Origin of the sequence: Lysobacter arseniciresistens ZS79 (genome assembly GCF_000768335.1) — a bacterium.
Lineage (GTDB): Bacteria > Pseudomonadota > Gammaproteobacteria > Xanthomonadales > Xanthomonadaceae > Novilysobacter > Novilysobacter arseniciresistens.
In genome coordinates this window covers 66,097-83,294 of record NZ_AVPT01000008.1, presented here as the reverse complement: position 1 = coordinate 83,294, position 17,198 = coordinate 66,097, and the positions used below count along the sequence as shown (strand labels likewise).

Genomic DNA, 17,198 nt, shown 5'->3' with positions numbered 1-17,198 from the left:
CTCAGGCCCGGGCCGATTCGGGGTGCGGGGCCAGCACCGGGTGCGCCGCCGGCGCCGACGCCGTGCGCCAGGTGCGGTACAGGTTGAACGCCATCAGGCACATGCCAGCGACGATCATCAGCCCGCCCAGCAGGCGGCCCAGGTAGTACGGGTAGGTCGCGATCAGCGACTCGACGAAGCTGTAGGTCAGCGTGCCGTCGGCGTTGGTGGCGCGCCACATCAGGCCCTGGGTGATGCCGGCGATCCACATCGAGACGATGTAGAACACCACGCCGAGGGTGTGGATCCAGAAGTGCGCGTCGATCCACCTGGTCGAGAACATCTTCTCGACGCCGATCAGCCGCGGGTACAGCGAGTAGACCGAGCCGATCGAGATCATCGCCACCCAGCCCAGGGTGCCGGCGTGCACGTGGCCGACCGTCCAGTCGGTGTAGTGGCTGAGCGAGTTGACCGTCTTGATCGACAGCAGCGGGCCTTCGAAGGTGGCGATCATGTAGAAGCTGATCGCCACGATCAGGAACTTCAGGATCGGGTCGGTGCGCAGCTTGTGCCACACCCCCGACAGCGTGAGGATGCCGTTCATCGCGCCGCCCCACGACGGCGCCAGCAGGATCACCGAGAACACCATGCCGACCGACTGCGCCCAGTCCGGCAGCGCGGTGTAGTGCAGGTGGTGCGGGCCGGCCCACATGTAGATCGAGATCAGCGCCCAGAAGTGCACGATCGACAGCCGGTACGAGTAGATCGGCCGCTGCGCCTGTTTGGGCACGAAGTAGTACATCATCGCCAGGTAGCCGACGGTCAGCAGGAACGCGACCGCGTTGTGGCCGTACCACCACTGCGCCATCGCATCGACCGCGCCGCTGTAGACCGGGTAGGACTTCCACAGCCCGGCCGGGATCGCCAGGTTGTTGACGATGTGCAGCAGGCCGACCGCGATCACGTAGGCGCCGTAGAACCAGTTGGCGACGTAGATGTGCTTGACCGTGCGCTTGGCAATGGTCCCGAAGAACAGCCAGCCGTAGGCGACCCAGACCACCGCGATCAGGATGTCGAGCGGCCATTCCAGCTCGGCGTACTCCTTGCCCTGGGTGAAGCCCATCGGCAGGGTGACCAGCGCGCCGACCATCGCCGCCTGCCAGCCCCAGAACACGAAGCTGGCGAGCCTGTCGGAGATCAGCCGCACGTGGCAGGTGCGCTGGACCACGTACAGCGACGTGGCGAACAGCACCGAGCCGCCGAAGGCGAAGATCACGCCGTTGGTGTGCAGCGGCCGCAACCGGCCGTAGCTGAGCCAGGCGGTGTCGAAGTTCAGGGCCGGCCAGTACAGCTGGGCGGCGATGAACACGCCGACCGCCATGCCGACGATGCCCCAGAACATGGTCGCCACCACGAACTGGTGGACCACCTTGTCGTTGTAGAAACCACGCGCGGCGTCGCGCGCGAGGTGGCCTCCGGACGGTGCGGGCGCACCGGCGGCGACGGAGTCATACGCAGTCATGGCAGAACCTTGTTTTGCTGTCGCGGGTATTTTCGCGGCCGCCACTGCGGGCCGCTTGATCTGGATCAATTCGCCCCGGGCGCGGTGCCGCGGGATCCGGGGGCGTCCCGGCTATTGTCACGCACCGACGCCATGCGCATCGATCACGCCGGTGAATATCCCTGCCGCGACCAGCCCGATCAGCACGATCGAGAGCACGATGCGGCGGGTCAGCGCGTTGACCGTGCGCTTGCTGCGGCCGGTGTCCACCAGCATGTAGTACAGCCCGGCGCCGAGGTTGTAAACAATCACGCCGAGGAAACCGACGACCAGCAGGGTCTTCATGGGGTCGCGCCCTCCAGTGCCGTGGTGTCGCCGGGGGCGGCGGCGCGATTGCGCAGCCAGCGCCAGCGCAGCAGCACGGCCAGCGCCATCACCCCGAGGAATACCCCGTACGACACCGACGTCGCCAGCACCTGCTGCCACATGTGGTGGCGGGTGTCGGCCGCGCCCATGCTCCAGTACATGCTGGCCGCCGACAGCGCGGTCGCCAGCACCAGGCTGGCGGTGTCGAAGGCCTTGCGCGCGGCCGTGCGCGGCTGGCGCGGGAACAGCCAGAACAGCACGGCGAGGATCGCGTACCAGGGAATGAACAGGATCAGCGCGAGGTTGAGTTCGACCAGCGGGTTCATCGAGGCGGAAGACCGGGTGGGACGGCTGACAGGATAGGTGGACCGGATCAGCCGGCGTAGACTCAGAAAATGGTACGAAAACCATATCAGTTGGGTTTGTTCAGGCGCGCCGGCCGGTGGCCATGAAGCGCTACGAGGCCCTGGCGGCGGAAGTCGCCGACTCGATCCGGCGCCGCGTGCTCAAGCCCGGCGACCGGCTGCCATCGGTGCGCCAGGCCAGCGCGGCGCGCGGGGTCAGCCCGTCGACGGTGTTCCAGGCCTACTACCTGCTGGAGGCGCGCGGGCTGGTCGAATCGCGGCCGCGCTCGGGCTATTACGTGACCCGCGCGGCCGCCGCCCAGCCGCCGGAGCCCGAGCAGGCGTCCCGTCCCGACGGCGAATCGCGCCGGGTCGACGTCAGCGACCTGGTGTTCGAGGTGATGCAGGCGGCGATGGCGCGCGAGCTGGTGCCGTTCGGCTCCGCCTTCCCGAGCCCGCTGCTGTTCCCGCTGGACCGGCTCGGCCGCGCGCTCGCCGCGACCGCGCCGCACATCGACCCGTGGAGCACGGTCGACGACCTGACCCCGGGCAACGCCGAACTGCGCCGCCAGATCGCGCTGCGCTACCTGCTGGGCGGCATGCAGGTCGACGCCGACGGGTTGGTGGTCACCAACGGTGCGCTGGAGGCGCTGAACCTCGCGATCGGCGTGGTCACCGCGCCCGGCGACGCGGTGCTGGTGGAGTCGCCGTGCTTCTACGCGACCCTGCAGATCCTGCAGCGGCGTAACCTGCGCGCGATCGAGGTGCCGACCCATCCGCGCGAGGGGATCGACCTGGACGCGGTGGCGGCGGCGATCGCCCGCCACGCGCCGAAGGCCTGCTGGGTGATGAGCACGTTCCAGAACCCGCTGGGCGCGAGCATGCCGGCGGAGCGCAAGCGCGCGCTGGTCGAGCTGCTGGGGCGGCACGGCATCCCGCTGATCGAGGACGACGTGTACGCCGAGCTGTACTTCGGCAGCGAGCGGCCGGTGCCGGCCAAGGCGTTCGACCGCGACGGGCTGGTGATGCACTGCTCGTCGTTCTCCAAGTGCCTGGCGCCGGGGCACCGGATCGGCTGGGTCGCGGGCGGACGGTTCGCCGGGCGGATCGCGCGGCACAAGCTGACCACCACGCTCAACACCAACGTGCCGTCGCAACTGGCGATCGCCCACTACCTGCAGCGCGGCGGCTTCGACCGCCACCTGCGGCGGTTGCGCAAGGCGCTGGCGGCACAGCAGGCGCAGTGCCTGGCGGCGGTGGCGCGGCATTTCCCGCGCGGAACCCGGGTGACGCGGCCGGCCGGCGGTTACTTCCTGTGGCTGGAGCTGCCCGGGGGCGCCGACGCGCTTGCGGTGCAGCGGGAGGCGGCGGCGCGCGGGATCAGCGTCGCGCCGGGGCCGGTGTTCTCGGCCAGCCGCGGCTTCGGCCACTGCCTGCGGCTCAACTGCGGTCATCCGCTGGACGCGCGTGCGCAGGAGGCCTTGGCGACGCTGGGCCGGCTGGCCGCCGCGTTCGTCTAGGACCTACCGCACCGCCTGCTTCACCGCGGCGACGAACTCCGGGTCCGGTTTGCTGCCCATCTGCTCGGTGCGGGCGAGGATGCGGCCGTCGGCATCGAGCAGGACCAGCGCGCTGGTGTGGTTGAACTCGCCGTCGGCGAGCGCACGGTAGCGGATGCCCAGCACGCCGGCGACCGCGCGCACGTCCGCGGCCGGGGGGCTGGCGAAGGTCCAGCGGGCGGTGTCGAGCTTGCGCTGGTCGACCACCTTCTTCAGCGCGGCCGGGTTGTCCCGCGCCGGGTCCATGCTGATCAGGACGATGCCCAGCCGCGCCTGTTCGGCCGGCGAAAGCTGGCGCTCGATCGCCTTGCCGCTGTCGACGATCAGCGGGCAGATGTACTGGCACGAGGTGTAGAACATGCCGACCAGCCGCGGCTGGCCGCGCAGCGCCGTCCATGGCCGGGTCCTGCCGGCCTGGTCGGTCAGCTGCAGCGGAAGCTGGTAGACGGAGTCGCGCGGCAGCGGCGCGTCGGCCGCGGTGGCCGTGGAGGCGGCCAGCAACAGCGCGCCGGCCATCGCGAAGGCTTTCATCAGGTGTTTCATGGCAGGTCCCTGGCGCAACGGAAGCCGAGGTTGGCGGTGGTGTCGGGGGCGTTGAGCGAGGACAGCATCGCCACCCGCATCAGCACCGCGTAGTTGTCGCGGTCGTCCATCGACAGCGCCCCGGCGCCGCAGAAGCGGGCGTTGTCCGGGTCGCCCTGGTTGCGGTTGTCGGCGTCGACCAGCAAGGACGAGAAGTCGTCGGTCCATTCCCACACCAGCCCGTGCAGGTCCTGTACGCCGTAGGCGTTGGGCGTCTGCAGGCCGGCGCGCGGCAGCACGGTGTCGGACGGACGCGAGTACCAGGCGAGGATGCGCTCGCGCCAGACCGGATCGTTGCGCGCGTCGCGGCGGGTCTCGTCGGCCGCGGCGGCGAACTCCCACTCGTTCCACGTCGGCAGCCGCGCGCCCTGTGCCTCGCAGTACGCGGCCGCGGCGAACCAGCTGACCTGCACCACCGGCTGCGCGGCGCTCGCCGCGTTCCCCAGTTCGGTCGGACCGGCCCAGTGCGACAGGTAGCGCGGCTCGGCCATCACGCTGGGGGCGCGGTCGCGCCGCCACTGCGGGTTGTCCTTCACGAAGGCGAGGAACTCGCCGTTGGTGACCGGCCGCTTCATCAGCGCGAACGGCGCCACCTTGACGTTGCCGGCGATGTCCTCGTAGTCGAGCGCGCTGCGGAAGCTGCCGCCGGGCAGCGTGGCGTAGGCCGTACTGTCGGCCCCGCTGCCGGCCCCGCTGCCGGCAACCAGGCCGGCAGCGGGGAGGACGAGCAGCAGCGCGAGCACGGCGCTCCGGTTCACGTCAGTGGCCCGCGGAAGCGTTGGCCGGCTTGGTCTTGCGGATCTCGGCGGCCTCGGCCTTGGTCACCCGGCCACCCGGGTTGCCCCAGCTGTTGAGGACGTAGGTCGAGATGTTGGCGACCTCGTCGTCGGTCAGCTGCGACATCGGCGGCATGATCGAGTTGTACTCGGTGCCGTTCACCGTCACCGGGCCCTCCAGGCCGTGCAGGATCACGCGCGGCACCGCCTGCGGGTCGTTGGCGATGTAGTCGGAGTCCGCCAGCGGCGGGAACACGCCCTCCAGCCCGGCGCCGTTGGCCTGGTGGCAGGTCGAGCAGGTGCCCAGGAACAGTGCCTCGCCGGCCTTGACCTGCTCTTCCACGGTCAGTTCGCCGGTGCTGGCCGATTCGGCCGCCACCGCCACCGCTTCCATGTTGGCCTGTGCGCGGTCGCCGATGTACACCGCGTCGACCTCGAGGCCGGAGTAGATCTCCTTGTTCTCCGGGCCGCTGGCCTGGAGGATGCCCAGCGCGCCCTTGTTGAAGGCGCGGAACAGGCTGTGGTCGACCAGCACATAGCTGCCCGGCACTTCCATGTGGAATTCCATCATCGCCGCGCCACCGGACGGGATCAGCGTGGTCTGGACGTTCTCCTGGTACTTGGTGCCGCCCTCGTACCAGACCTTGTCGAAGATCTCGCCGATCACGTGGAAGCTCGACACCAGGTTCGGGCCGCCGTTGCCGACGTACAGGCGCACGTTCTCGCCGGTGTTGGCGGTCAGCACGTTGTCGCCGGTCAGCGAGCCTTCCGAGCCGTTGAACAGCACGTAGGTCGGGTGCTCGTCGATCGCCTTCTCCATGTCGAAGCCCTGCAGGCCCTTCTCCCGGTACTTGCCGGTGGTGTAGAAGTCGCCCTGCATCACGTAGTACTCCTTGTCGACCGGCGGCAGGCCTTCCGGTGGCTCTACCAGGATCAGGCCGTACATGCCGTTGGCCACGTGCATGCCGACCGGCGCGGTCGCGCAGTGGTAGACGTACAGGCCGGCGTTGAGCGCCTTGAAGGTGAAGCGGGTGACGTGGCCCGGCGCGGTGAAGCTCGACGTGGCGCCGCCACCGGGGCCGGTGACGCCGTGCAGGTCGATGTTGTGGGGCATCTTGCTGTCGGGCATGTTGCGCAGGTGGAACTCCACCGTGTCGCCCTGGCGCACGCGGATGAAGCTGCCCGGCACGGTGCCGCCGAAGGTCCAGAAGGTGTAGTCCACGCCCTCGGAGATCGGCATGACCTTCTCGATGACCTCCAGCTCCACCACGACCTTGGCCGGGTAGTCGCGGCCGGTCGGCGGCGGCACCAGCGGCGGGCTGGTCAGCACCGCGTTGATCGGCTTGCCCTGCGGCGGGCCGAAATCGCCCTTGCGCGACCCGCCGGTTTCGCCTTCGTCGGCCTGGCTGGTCGGGTTGGATGTCCCGGCTGGCGGGTCGCCGCCATCGCAGGCGGCCAGCGCAAGGGTGAAGACCGCTGCGAGCACGGTGCGGGTGATGGGCTTCATGGGTGGTCCCCTTGATGGTTTTGGAGGTTGCCTGGGTGAAGCATGTGGCGAGCCCGTTCAGGCTGTATTGACCCGGATCAAATCGGCGCGAAGGCCTGTTCAGTCCGGCGTTCCGCTCTTGGGGGCGAGCCCGGTCGCGGCTTGATCCAGATCATCGTCATGCCGTTCCGCGGGGTGTCTGCTGTACCTGCCGGGGTCCGTCCCGGGCAGTGGAGCAGCAAGATGAGCGAATTCGAAATCGGTGACCTGGGCGACTTCGAGCTGATGCAGGCCGCCAGCGTGGTCGAGGCCATGCACGCCGCCGGGCGCTCGGTGCGGCTGGAGCGTCGGCCCGAGGGGCGTCGCGACAACGCGCGGCGCGAGCAGGAGGTCGACGAAACCATCGCCGACAGTTTCCCCGCCAGCGATCCGCCGGCCTGGACCCTGGGGCGGCGCAGCCGGTGACGGCCGCCGCGCCGGTCGCACTGGCCGGACTGCGGCGCGCGATCGACCTTGTGGACGGCGGTTCGCTGGCGTTGCTGGCGTTGCGTGGCCGGCTGGCGTCGGCCGCGGGTCGCTGCAAGCAGGCCGTCGGCCGACCGATGCACGACCGCGCGCGCGAGCTGCGCGTGCATGGCCGCGCCCAGCGCATCGCCGGCCACCTCGGCCTGCCTGGCGACACCGCGCGTGCCGCGATTGCCCTGGCCGTGGCCGACGCGCGTCGGCGGCAGGGGCTGCCGGCTGACCTGGATCAAGGCGCCGCCGCGCCGGCCGCCGGCACGATGGCGGCCATGCCGATCTCCCTCTCCAGCGCGCCGCCGGTGCGCCCCCTGCTTCGCCGGCTGCCGCCCCCGGCACGGCTCGCGCCTCTGCTGCGGGCGGTGCCGGCCGCGGCCCGGCACCACGTGATCGAACGCGCCTGCCGGCAGGTGCTGGCGGCGTCGATGGCGCGTGGCGACCTCGACTTCATGCAGGGCCGGCGGCTCGGCGTCGAGGTGACCGACCTCGGCCTGCGCTGGGTGGTCGAGCGCGACAGCGACCGCCTGCGCGTCGACGGCGGCACGGCCGAGGCCAGCGTGCGCGGCACCGCCACCGACCTGCTGCTGCTCGCGGCCCGGCTGGAGGATGCCGACACCCTGTTCTTCCAGCGCCGGCTGGTGCTGACCGGCGACGTCGAGCTCGGCCTGACCGTGCGCAACCTGCTGGACCGGCTGCCGTGGGAATCGGTGCCGCTGGCGGTGCGGATCGGGCTGAACCGCGGTGCGCGGCTGGCCCGGGCCGCGCGCGACGCGCACCGCGCCGGCGGTGACGCCCCGGCGCGTGGATACGACCGCGGCTGACGCCGCCCCTGTGGACGCAAGCAACGAATGACCGCAACTGCCGCACTGGCCGCGCCGCGCTGGCGCGATGGCCTTGAAACCGAATACGCACCGCTGGTGGAGACGCTCGAACAGCTGATCCCCTGCATGGAGGTGCCGCTGCACCTGCCGTGGATCGACGCCATCAACGCGCTGAAGAAGCAGCGCGGCGCGGTGATCATGGCGCACAGCTACCAGTCGCCGGAGATCTTCCACGGCGTCGCCGACGTCACCGGCGACTCGCTGGCACTGGCACAGGCCGCGGCCAGCTGCGACAGCGACCTGATCGTGCTGTGCGGCGTCCACTTCATGGCCGAGAGCGCGAAGATTCTCGCGCCCGACAAGACCGTGCTGATCCCCGACCTCGAGGCCGGCTGCTCGCTGGCCTCGTCGATCACCGCCGCCGACGTGCGCGCGCTGCGGGCCCAGCACCCGGGCGTGCCGGTGGTCAGCTACGTCAACACCAGCGCCGAGGTGAAGGCCGAGTCCGACGCCTGCTGCACCTCGGCTAACGCAGTGCAGGTGGTCGAGGCGATCGCCGCGGAGTCGGGCAGCGACAAGGTGATCTTCCTGCCCGACCGCTACCTCGGCAGCTGGGTCGCGACCCGGACCGGCATCGAACTGGTGCTGTGGAACGGCACCTGCGAGGTGCACGAGAAATTCACCGCGATGGAGGCCCGCCACACCCGCGAGCGCTTCGACGCGAAGATCGTCGCCCACCCGGAGTGCTCGCCGGAGGTGCTGGCCGAGGCCGATTTCGTCGGTTCCACCAGCGCGATGGGGCGCTGGCTGGAGAAGGAAAAGCCGACCCGCGTGGCGATGGTCACCGAGTGCTCGATGGCCGACAACCTGCGCAACAGGTTCCCGCAGGTGCAGTTCATCAAGCCGTGCAACCTGTGCCCGCACATGAAGCGGATCACCCTGCCGAACATCCACGCCGCCCTGCATGACCTGCGGCACGAAGTGCACGTCGCGCCCGACGTCGCCGCGCGTGCGCGCGCCGCGCTCGACCGGATGCTGGCGGTGGGGCGGCGCGAGACCGTCTGATGGGGGAGGACGCGCCGCTGGTGGTCGTCGGCGGCGGTGTCGCCGGGCTGTGCACCGCGCTGGCGGCGTCGCCGCGACGGGTGCTGCTGCTGGAACGGGGGAAACAGGGGGAGGGCAGCGCCACCGCGCTGGCGCAAGGGGGGATCGCGGCCGCGATCGGACGCGGCGACGGCGTCGATGCGCACGTCGCCGACACGTTGGCGGCCGGCGCGTTCCGCAACGACGGCGCGCTGGTGCGGGTGCTGGCGGCAGCCGCGCCGGACGCGGTGGCGTGGCTGCAGGCGCAGGGGGTGGCGTTCGACGCCGGGCCGGACGGCGCGCCACGGCTCGGGCGCGAAGGGGGGCACCGCGCCGACCGCATCGTCCACGCCGGCGGCGACGCCACCGGTGCGCGCGTGCTGGCCGCGCTGCAGGTGGCGGTCGACGCGGCGCCGCACATCGAGCGCCGGGGGGGAATCGATGTCGACGGCCTGATGCTGCGCGGCCGGCGCGTGTGCGGGGTTCGCCTGGGTGGCGCCGGTGGCGGCGAGTGGCTGCCGACCGACGCGGTGGTGCTGGCGACCGGAGGCATCGGCGCCCTGTTCGCCCGCACCACCAACCCGCCGGGTGCCGACGGCAGCGGGCTGGCACTGGCGCTGGCGGCCGGCGCGCGGATGCGCGACCTGGAGTTCGTGCAGTTCCACCCGACCGCGCTCGACGTCGCGTTGCCGTCGCTGCCGCTGGTGACCGAGGCGCTGCGTGGGCGCGGGGCGCGGCTGGTCGGTATCGACGGCGCCGCGCTGATGGAAGGGCTGCACCCGCTGGGCGACCTCGCCCCGCGCGACGTGGTTGCCCGCAGGGTGTGGCAGGCCGGGCAGGAAGGGGGCGCCCGGCTCGACGCGCGCTGGACCGGCATCGACTGGCCGAACGAGTTCCCGACCGTGCTGGCCCATTGCCGGGCGCACGGCATCGACCCCGCCCACGAGCCGATCCCGGTGACCGCCGCCGCCCACTTCCACATGGGCGGGCTGGCCTGCGATCCGCTCGGGCGCACGACGCTGCACGGCCTGTACGCGGTCGGCGAGGTCGCCGCCAACGGCGTCCACGGTGCCAACCGGCTGGCCAGCAACTCGCTGCTGGAAGGAGTCGTGTTCGGCCGCCGGCTCGGTGCGCACCTGGCCGCCCACCGCACCGCGGTGCGCGCGGTCGGCGAGGTGGAGCAGGTCGAGCGCGGCGGCGGACTGGATCCGGTCGCGCTGGCACGGCTGCGCGAGCTGATGTGGGACGCGGCCGGCCCGGTCCGCACCGGCAGCGCGCTGGCGGCGGCCGAGGACGCGCTGGCGGCCCTCGCGGAAACCGGCTGGCAGGCGCGGCTGGCGGCGGCCATCGTACGTGCCGCGAGGCGACGGAGGGTGTGCCTGGGCGCCCACTGGCGCTCCGACACCGCGCTCGAGGTGCTCGGCGACGCGGACGGCGCGGCCGTCAGTGCGTACGCGTATGGATCAGGCGGTTGATCGCTGTCAACACATGTTTCGCGCCAAACCGGCAGAATTGCGGCTTGTGAACAACGCGGACCTGCCTGTGCCCGACCCCAACCACCGCCCTTCCTCGTTCGACCGTGACCAGCTGCTGGCCTGCGCCCGCGGCGAGATGTTCGGCCCCGGCAACGCGCGCCTGCCGGCGCCGCCGATGCTGATGTTCGACCGCATCACCGAGATCTCGACCGAGGGCGGCAAGTACGGCAAGGGCGTGATCCGCGCCGAACTCGACATCCGTCCCGACCTCTGGTTCTTCGAATGCCACTTCGAGGGCGACCCGGTGATGCCCGGCTGCCTCGGCGTCGACGCGATGTGGCAGCTGTGCGGTTTCTACCTGCCGTGGCTGGGCGAACCCGGCCGCGGCCGCGCGCTCGGCGTCGGCCAGGTGAAGTTCACCGGCCAGGTGCTGCCGGACGCGAAGGTGGTGTCCTACGAGATCGACATCCGCCGGGTGATGCGCGGCAAGCTCGCCCTGGTCATCGGCGACGGCCGCACCCTGGTCGACGGTCGCGAGATCTACACGGCCTCCGACCTTAGAGTGGGCCTGTTCACCTCGACGGAAGGGTTCTGAGCATGGCTGCCATCACCGCCGGCGCGCCGCGCCGGGTCGTCGTCACCGGCATGGGCGTGGTGTCGTGCATCGGCAACGCCGCCGCCAGCGTCACCGAATCGCTGCGCAAACTGCGCTCGGGCATCCGGCTGGTGCCGGAATACGCCGAGATGGGGCTGCGCAGCCACGTCGCCGGCGTGCCGCAGATCGACCTGGTCGAGCAGATCGACCGCAAGCTCAAGCGTTTCATGGGCGATGCCGCCGCGTATGCGTACGTGGCGATGCGCGACGCGATCGCGCACGCCGGGCTGGGCGACGAGCAGGTCCGCGGCGAGCGCAGCGGCCTGATCGCCGGCTCCGGCGGCGGTTCGCCGGAATGGCAGATCGCCACCGGCGACCTGATGCGCGAGAAGGGCGTGCGCAAGGTCGGCCCGTACATGGTGCCGCGCACGATGGGTTCGACCGTGTCGGCGGCGCTGTCGACCGCGTTCGGCATCCGCGGCCTGAGCTACTCGATCTCCGCCGCCTGCGCGACCTCGGCGCATTGCATCGGCGCGGCCGCCGACCTGATCCGCCACGGGGTCAAGGACGTGATGTTCGCCGGCGGCGGCGAGGAGCTGCACTGGGGCATGACCTCGCAGTTCGACGCGATGGGCGCGCTGTCGACCCGGCACAACGACACGCCGGAAAGCGCGTCGCGGCCGTACGACGTCGACCGCGACGGCTTCGTCATCGCCGGCGGCGGCGGCATGCTGGTGCTGGAGGAGTACGAGCACGCCAAGGCGCGCGGCGCCGAGATCATCGCCGAGCTGGTCGGCTACGGCGTCACCTCCGACGGCGTCGACATGGTCGCGCCTTCGGGCGAGGGCGCAGTGCGCTGCATGAAGCAGGCGCTGGCAGGCGTGGACGGGCAGGGCGTCGGCACGATCGACTACCTCAACACCCACGGCACCTCGACCCCGGTCGGCGACGTGGTCGAACTGGGCGCGGTGCGCGAGGTGTTCGGCGACGACGTGCCGCCGCTGTCGTCGACCAAGGCGCTGACCGGGCACTCGCTCGGCGCCGCCAGCGTGCACGAGGCGATCTACTGCCTGCTGATGATGCGTGGCGGCTTCATGGCCGGCTCGGCCAACATCGAGACGCTCGACCCGAAGGCCGAGGGCTTCCCGATCCTGCGCGAGAGCCGCGAGGCGAAGCTCAGGACGGTGATGTCCAACAGCTTCGGCTTCGGCGGCACCAACGCGACGCTGGTGTTCGGCGCGGTGTAGCCGCGCCGGCGTCGCGATCGCGGCTGCAGCTGCTCCGACCTTCGCCGGGCGGCCACCGCCGCCGTCCGGCACACCCTTTGACCTGCATCAAAACCGCCGTCGCCACCACGCGCGATGATGCGGCCATGCCCGCCCACGCCTACCCCTGGCTGCAACTGCTGCACCTGTTCGGTGCGATCGCGTTCGCCGGCACGGTGTTCTTCGAGGTGGTGATCCTCGAAGGCGTGCGCCGGCACGTGCCCCGGCGGGTGATGGTGCTGGTCGAGGGCGCCGTCGGCCAGCGGGCACGACAGGTGATTCCCTGGGTGCTGCTGCTGCTCTACGGCAGCGGGCTGGGCATGGCCTGGTTCCACCGCGGCGTGCTGGCCGACCCGCTGGGGAGCAGCTTCGGGCTGCTGCTGACGGTCAAGATCACGCTGGCGCTGAGTGTGTTCGGGCACTTCCTGACGGTGATGGTGCTGCGCCAGCGGGGGCGGCTGCGGGCGCGGCTGTCGCGCAACATCCACCTCAGCGTGTTCGCCCACGTGGTCGGCATCGTGGCGCTGGCCAAGGCGATGTTCTTCCTGCAGTGGTGAGGCCGGATCCGCGTCGCTCCCCCGGTGTGTACGGAGCGGGCGTCAGGCCGGCTCGGGCGTTCCCGGCGCCACCGGCCGCATGCCCGGTTCGCCGTACCAGTAGCCGTTGCGGGCGCCGATCCGCGGCGGCGGGGTCATCGAGCCGCGGGCGAGGTCGAAGTGCTCGACCACCTCGCGGCAGCCCTGCACCTGCGGGTAGATCCGCAGCAGGTCGACGCCGAGCGCGCGCAGCGCCGGCAGTTCGGGGCCGAGGTCGGTGATCTCCTCGCCCTGCACCTGGATGCCGTTGACGCGCAGGAACGAGCGGCCCTCGCGCGTGGCCAGCGGCATGCCGTCCGGATAGTCGATGCAGCGGAAGCCGCACTGGTCCTTCGGCACGTCGAGCGCGCGGGCGGTGAAGCAGCGCGCCGAGAACGACAGCGGCAGCCGGCCCCAGACGATCACCTCCAGTTCCGGCATGGTGTGGCCGTCGGCGAGCATCGCGTCGCGCAGTTCGCGGATCAGCTGCTCGCCCTGTTCCACGCCCGGCACCCAGCGCCGCAGGCCGTCCTCGACCAGCATCGCAAGCGCGTGGTGGTTGTAGACGTTGAGCGTCGGCCCGGCGACGAACGGCAGCCCGGCCTTGCGGCACAGCTGCACCGCCGACAGGTCGTTGGCCTCGATCCAGCAACCGCCCTCCTCGACCAGGCGGCCGAGCACGCCGAGTTCGGATTCGGCCTCGATCAGCGCCAGGCTCGACAGCACGATCTGCTTGCCGCTGGCGGCGAGTTCGCCGGCGAGGTCGATCCAGTCCTTCGTGCCGAGCTCGCGGCGCTTGCTGCACACCGTCTCGCCCAGGTAGATGACGTCCAGTGGCCAGTCGGCGGCCTCGCGGTAGAACGCGAGCGTCTGCTCGCGCGGCCAGAAGTACTGCAGCGGTCCGAGGCTGAGTTTCATGCGCGTCTCCTCAATGCCAAGCGCGGTGGTACGGGCCGAGCGTGGTCTGGTGGCCCTCGGCGTGCGCCGACAGATTGCGCTGCCAGTCCTCGCGCAGCGTCCAGTTGGCCGGGTCGGCGCGGTGGCGGTCTATTGCCGTGCGCCAGGTGCGGGTGACCGAGGACACGTAGGCGACGCCGCGCTGGCGGCCTTCGATCTTGAGCGCGGCGACGCCGGCCTGCGCCAGTCGCGGCAGCAGCTCCAGCGTGTTGAGGCTGGTCGGCTCCTCCAGCGCGTGGAAGGTTTCGCCGCCGACGTCGAAGCGGCCCTTGCAGACCGTCGGGTAGCCGGCCGGCTCCTCGGGCTGGAAGCGGTCGATCAGCACCTCGTTGAGACGCGCGGTGCGGCTGCCGTCGTCGAACTCGTCCCAGCGCACGAACTTCGCCGGCGAGCACACGCCGTGGCGGTTCGGCGAGGCGCCGGTGACGTAGCTGGACAGCTGGCAGCGGCCCTCGACCATGATGCACAGGCTGCCGAACGCGAACACCTCGATCGCCACCGGTGCGCGCTCGCACAGGCGCTCGACCTGCTGGATCGACAACACCCGCGGCAGCACCGCGCGAGCCACCCCGAAGCGCTCGAATGCGTACTGCAGCGCCGGCGCGGTGGTTGCCGAGCCCTGCACCGACAGGTGCCGCGGCATCGACGGATGGCTGCGCGCGGCGTAGTCGAGCACCGCCATCTCGGCGGCGATGATCGCATCGCAGCCCAGCTCCGCGGCCTTGTCGACCGCGGCGTGCCACTGCGCCAGGCGCACGCTGTCGGGATAGGTGTTGAGCGCGAGGTAGACCTTCGCGTTCTTCGAGTGCGCGTAGCGGATGCCGGCGCGCAGTTCGTCGTCGCTGAAGTTGAGGCCGGGGAAGGCGCGCGCGTTGGTCTGGTCGCGGAAGCCGGCGTAGACCGCGTCGGCGCCGGCATCGACCGCCGCCTGGAGGGCCGGCAGGTTGCCGGCGGGACACACGAGCTGCATGCGCTGATCCCCGAAACGTGAATGGGGCATGGTCGGTGCCGGCGCGCGTCCGCGTCATTGACGTGGATCAGGTGATCGGCGCCGGCGGCGGGATAGGCTGCGATGCAACGGGCGCCGTGCCGCCCACCGGAGAACCGACATGAAGCGAGTGACCGCGATGATGATCGTGCCGATGCTGTTGTGGGGCGGGGAGGTCGCGGCGACGTACGCGCCGGTGGATCACGGCGCGGCCGGCCAGCACGTCGCCCACCAGCCGGTGGATCACGCCGCGCACGCCGGCCATGGCGCCAGCCCGGCGCCCGAAATCGCCGCCGACCACGTGCGCTGGCAGCCGGATGCACCGCTGCGCGAGGGCATGCGGCGGATGGCCGCGGCGGTCGAGGCGCTCGGCCACCACGAGCACGCCCATCTGGACCCGGTGCAGGTGCGCAAGCTGGCCGACGCGGTCAACGGCGCGGCCGCATACATGTTCGCCAACTGCAAGCTCGACCCCGAGCCCGACGCGGCCCTGCACGACGTGCTGGCCCGCCTGATGGGCGGCGCTCGCGCGCTCGCGGACAACCCCGCGGCGACCGCGCCGGTCGCGCCGATGCGCGCGGCGCTGGCCGACTACGCGCGGCTGTTCGACGATCCGGAGTTCGTCGTCCCCGGCGGCTGAGCCAGCGTCGACCACAGCGCGTCGACCCGGCGTTCGACCGCGGGGTCGGGCACGATCGGCCGGCTCCAGGCGCGCGCGGTTTCCCCTGGCCACTTGTGGGTGGCGTCGATGCCGAGCTTGGAGCCGATGCCGGCCACCGGCGTGGCGAAGTCGAGGTAGTCGATCGGGGTGTTCTCGACCAGCATGGTGTCGCGCGCCGGGTCGACCCGGGTCGAGATCGCCCACAGCACCTGTGGCCAGTCGCGCGCGTCGATGTCGTCGTCGACCACGATCACGAACTTGGTGTAGGTGAACTGCCGCAGGTACGACCACACGCCCATCATCATCCGCCGCGCGTGGCCGGCGTACTGCTTGCGGATCGACACCACCGCGATGCGATAGGAGCACGCCTCCGGCGGCAGGAAGAAGTCGACGATCTCCGGGAACACCTTGCGCAGGAGCGGCACGAACACCTCGTTCAGCGCCGATGCCAGCACCGAGGGCTCGTCGAACGGCGCGCGGCCCATGTAGCTGCCCTGGTAGATCGCACCGCGGCGCAGGTGCATGCGCTCGATGGTGAGCACCGGGAAGTGGTCGGCCGCGTTGTAGTAGCCGGTGTGGTCGCCGAACGGACCTTCCAGCGCGGTGTCGCCGGGATGGATCACGCCCTCGATCAGGATCTCGGCGCCGGCCGGCGCATCCAGTCCGGTGCGGTCGCTGTGCCAGGTGCGGGTACGTTCGCCGCGCAGCAGTCCGGCGAACTCGAACTCCGACAGCGTGTCGGGCACCGGCGCCACGGCGGCCAGCGTGGTGCACGGGTCGACGCCGATCGCCACCAGCACCGGGAACGGTTGCCCGGGATGCGCGGCCTGCCAGTCGGCGAAGTCGAGCGCGCCGCCGCGATGCGGCAGCCAGCGCATGATCAACCGGTTGGCGCCGATCACCTGCATCCGGTAGATGCCGATGTTCTGCCGCGGCTTGCGGGTGCCCCGGGTGATCACCAGCCCGAGCGTGACCAGGCGGCCGGCGTCGCCCGGCCAGCAGCGCTGGATCGGCAGCCGGTCGAGGTCGATGTCGCCGGGGCCGAGGATCTCCTCGTTGAACGCCGCCCCGGCTACGCGGCGCGGTGCGACGTGGGCCAGCTGCGCCAGTTCCGGCCAGCTCGACAGCGCCTGCTTGAGGCTGGATGGCCAGCGCGGTTCGCGGATCGCCGCCAGCAGCTCGCCCAGCTCGCGCAGGCTGGCCAGCGGCCGCCCGGCCAGTGCCGCCTCGATCCGGTCGCGATGGCCGAACAGGTTGCCCAGCAGCGGGTGGTCGCTGCCGACCGGGCGCTCCATCAGCAGTGCCGGACCGCCTTCGCGCAGGGCGCGCAGGCACAGCGCGGTCGACTCGAGCTCGGGGTCGACCGGCGCGGCGACCCGCCGCAGCTGGCCGGCGTTTTCGAGGCGGGCGAGGAAGGAGCGGAGGTCGTGGTCGGCCATGGATGCGTCGCGGCGTGAGGAACGCGACAGCATCGTGGCGCGGCGGCGAAGCGGCCCTGATGTCGGTCAAGTGCGCCGTCCGCAGATACCCCATCCCCTGTAGGAGCGACGTAAGTCGCGAACATGCAGTCGTTGTCGGAGACGCAGCACATTGCCTGCGGTGCAGCCCCCACGAAGCCGGCTCCGGGCGTATCCAGCAGGTTGCCCGTTGCGAGGCGTTCGACCCG

General features: G+C 71.3%; 18 protein-coding genes. 9 read left to right on the top strand and 9 right to left on the bottom strand.

Going from position 1 to position 17,198, the window contains the following annotated elements:
* Position 1 precedes the first annotated feature (1 nt).
* From ccoN to N799_RS06240, 3 genes are all read right to left on the bottom strand, one after another.
* Positions 2-1,501, bottom strand: a complete 1,500-nt coding sequence (gene ccoN / locus N799_RS06250) for a cytochrome-c oxidase, cbb3-type subunit I (protein ID WP_081974739.1) — start codon at positions 1,499-1,501, stop codon at positions 2-4.
* Between the two features lie 117 nt (positions 1,502-1,618).
* Positions 1,619-1,825 carry a twin transmembrane helix small protein gene (locus tag N799_RS06245; protein ID WP_036209473.1) on the bottom strand — a complete coding sequence of 69 codons (207 nt, stop codon included), beginning with the start codon at positions 1,823-1,825 and terminating at the stop codon, positions 1,619-1,621.
* Entirely contained in the window at positions 1,822-2,172 is a 351-nt protein-coding gene (locus tag N799_RS06240; protein ID WP_036209471.1) for a hypothetical protein, read from the bottom strand. Before N799_RS06240 ends, N799_RS06245 begins: the two co-directional genes overlap by 4 nt.
* A gap of 122 nt (positions 2,173-2,294) precedes the next feature.
* Here N799_RS06240 and N799_RS06235 point away from each other — a divergent pair, with 122 nt between their 5' ends.
* Positions 2,295-3,710, top strand: a complete 1,416-nt coding sequence (locus tag N799_RS06235) for an aminotransferase-like domain-containing protein (RefSeq protein WP_036209468.1) — start codon at positions 2,295-2,297, stop codon at positions 3,708-3,710.
* Positions 3,711-3,713: 3 nt separating this feature from the next.
* Here the strand turns inward: N799_RS06235 and N799_RS06230 are convergent, their stop codons facing one another.
* From N799_RS06230 to nirK, 3 genes are read right to left on the bottom strand one after another with little or no spacing between them, the layout of a single operon-like run.
* Positions 3,714-4,292: an SCO family protein gene (locus N799_RS06230; protein WP_036209464.1), complete on the bottom strand. Its 579-nt coding sequence runs from the start codon at positions 4,290-4,292 to the stop codon at positions 3,714-3,716.
* Positions 4,289-5,089 carry a formylglycine-generating enzyme family protein gene (locus N799_RS06225; protein ID WP_238978807.1) on the bottom strand — a complete coding sequence of 267 codons (801 nt, stop codon included), beginning with the start codon at positions 5,087-5,089 and terminating at the stop codon, positions 4,289-4,291. Before N799_RS06225 ends, N799_RS06230 begins: the two co-directional genes overlap by 4 nt.
* 1 nt (position 5,090) lies before the next feature.
* Positions 5,091-6,614, bottom strand: coding sequence for a copper-containing nitrite reductase (gene nirK, locus N799_RS06220; RefSeq protein WP_036209461.1), 1,524 nt, complete (start codon positions 6,612-6,614; stop codon positions 5,091-5,093).
* 222 nt (positions 6,615-6,836) lie between these two features.
* Here nirK and N799_RS06215 point away from each other — a divergent pair, with 222 nt between their 5' ends.
* From N799_RS06215 to N799_RS06185, 7 genes are all read left to right on the top strand, one after another.
* Positions 6,837-7,058: a hypothetical protein gene (locus N799_RS06215; RefSeq protein ID WP_036209458.1), complete on the top strand. Its 222-nt coding sequence runs from the start codon at positions 6,837-6,839 to the stop codon at positions 7,056-7,058.
* Positions 7,055-7,933, top strand: a complete 879-nt coding sequence (ubiT, locus tag N799_RS14330) for a ubiquinone anaerobic biosynthesis accessory factor UbiT (protein ID WP_052101292.1) — start codon at positions 7,055-7,057, stop codon at positions 7,931-7,933. Before N799_RS06215 ends, ubiT begins: the two co-directional genes overlap by 4 nt.
* A gap of 27 nt (positions 7,934-7,960) precedes the next feature.
* Entirely contained in the window at positions 7,961-8,998 is a 1,038-nt protein-coding gene (nadA, locus tag N799_RS06205; protein ID WP_036209456.1) for a quinolinate synthase NadA, read from the top strand.
* Complete coding sequence (locus N799_RS06200) at positions 8,998-10,491, top strand: L-aspartate oxidase (RefSeq protein ID WP_052101291.1); 1,494 nt, start codon at positions 8,998-9,000, stop codon at positions 10,489-10,491. Before nadA ends, N799_RS06200 begins: the two co-directional genes overlap by 1 nt.
* Positions 10,492-10,558: 67 nt before the next feature.
* Positions 10,559-11,086, top strand: a complete 528-nt coding sequence (gene fabA, locus N799_RS06195; protein WP_036209579.1) for a 3-hydroxyacyl-[acyl-carrier-protein] dehydratase FabA — start codon at positions 10,559-10,561, stop codon at positions 11,084-11,086.
* Between the two features lie 2 nt (positions 11,087-11,088).
* The gene (fabB, locus tag N799_RS06190) at positions 11,089-12,333 is read left to right on the top strand and encodes a beta-ketoacyl-ACP synthase I (protein WP_036209453.1); all 1,245 of its coding nucleotides are present in this window, start codon (positions 11,089-11,091) and stop codon (positions 12,331-12,333) included.
* Positions 12,334-12,458: 125 nt separating this feature from the next.
* Positions 12,459-12,908, top strand: coding sequence for a CopD family copper resistance protein (locus N799_RS06185; protein ID WP_036209576.1), 450 nt, complete (start codon positions 12,459-12,461; stop codon positions 12,906-12,908).
* A 42-nt stretch (positions 12,909-12,950) separates the two neighbouring features.
* On the opposite strand, the gene N799_RS06180 is transcribed toward N799_RS06185, so the two are convergent.
* The gene (locus N799_RS06180) at positions 12,951-13,844 is read right to left on the bottom strand and encodes a U32 family peptidase (RefSeq protein WP_036209450.1); all 894 of its coding nucleotides are present in this window, start codon (positions 13,842-13,844) and stop codon (positions 12,951-12,953) included.
* Positions 13,845-13,854: 10 nt separating this feature from the next.
* On the bottom strand, positions 13,855-14,853 hold the full coding sequence (ubiU, locus tag N799_RS06175) for a ubiquinone anaerobic biosynthesis protein UbiU (RefSeq protein ID WP_036209448.1): 999 nt from the start codon (positions 14,851-14,853) through the stop codon (positions 13,855-13,857).
* A gap of 139 nt (positions 14,854-14,992) precedes the next feature.
* On the opposite strand from ubiU, the gene N799_RS06170 reads away from it, so the two are divergent.
* Positions 14,993-15,511, top strand: a complete 519-nt coding sequence (locus tag N799_RS06170) for a hypothetical protein (protein WP_036209445.1) — start codon at positions 14,993-14,995, stop codon at positions 15,509-15,511.
* Here the strand turns inward: N799_RS06170 and N799_RS06165 are convergent.
* Complete coding sequence (locus tag N799_RS06165; protein ID WP_052101290.1) at positions 15,463-16,971, bottom strand: UbiD family decarboxylase; 1,509 nt, start codon at positions 16,969-16,971, stop codon at positions 15,463-15,465. The genes N799_RS06170 and N799_RS06165 overlap by 49 nt on opposite strands.
* Positions 16,972-17,198: the final 227 nt, after the last annotated feature.

Coding starts and splice junctions, on each gene's coding strand:
- ccoN (WP_081974739.1), bottom strand. CDS start 1,501: ATGACTGCGTATGACTCCGTCGCCGCCGGTGCGCCCGCACCGTCCGGA.
- N799_RS06245 (WP_036209473.1), bottom strand. CDS start 1,825: ATGAAGACCCTGCTGGTCGTCGGTTTCCTCGGCGTGATTGTTTACAAC.
- N799_RS06240 (WP_036209471.1), bottom strand. CDS start 2,172: ATGAACCCGCTGGTCGAACTCAACCTCGCGCTGATCCTGTTCATTCCC.
- N799_RS06235 (WP_036209468.1), top strand. CDS start 2,295: ATGAAGCGCTACGAGGCCCTGGCGGCGGAAGTCGCCGACTCGATCCGG.
- N799_RS06230 (WP_036209464.1), bottom strand. CDS start 4,292: ATGAAACACCTGATGAAAGCCTTCGCGATGGCCGGCGCGCTGTTGCTG.
- nirK (WP_036209461.1), bottom strand. CDS start 6,614: ATGAAGCCCATCACCCGCACCGTGCTCGCAGCGGTCTTCACCCTTGCG.
- N799_RS06215 (WP_036209458.1), top strand. CDS start 6,837: ATGAGCGAATTCGAAATCGGTGACCTGGGCGACTTCGAGCTGATGCAG.
- nadA (WP_036209456.1), top strand. CDS start 7,961: ATGACCGCAACTGCCGCACTGGCCGCGCCGCGCTGGCGCGATGGCCTT.
- N799_RS06200 (WP_052101291.1), top strand. CDS start 8,998: ATGGGGGAGGACGCGCCGCTGGTGGTCGTCGGCGGCGGTGTCGCCGGG.
- fabB (WP_036209453.1), top strand. CDS start 11,089: ATGGCTGCCATCACCGCCGGCGCGCCGCGCCGGGTCGTCGTCACCGGC.
- N799_RS06185 (WP_036209576.1), top strand. CDS start 12,459: ATGCCCGCCCACGCCTACCCCTGGCTGCAACTGCTGCACCTGTTCGGT.
- N799_RS06180 (WP_036209450.1), bottom strand. CDS start 13,844: ATGAAACTCAGCCTCGGACCGCTGCAGTACTTCTGGCCGCGCGAGCAG.
- ubiU (WP_036209448.1), bottom strand. CDS start 14,853: ATGCAGCTCGTGTGTCCCGCCGGCAACCTGCCGGCCCTCCAGGCGGCG.
- N799_RS06170 (WP_036209445.1), top strand. CDS start 14,993: ATGAAGCGAGTGACCGCGATGATGATCGTGCCGATGCTGTTGTGGGGC.
- N799_RS06165 (WP_052101290.1), bottom strand. CDS start 16,971: ATGGCCGACCACGACCTCCGCTCCTTCCTCGCCCGCCTCGAAAACGCC.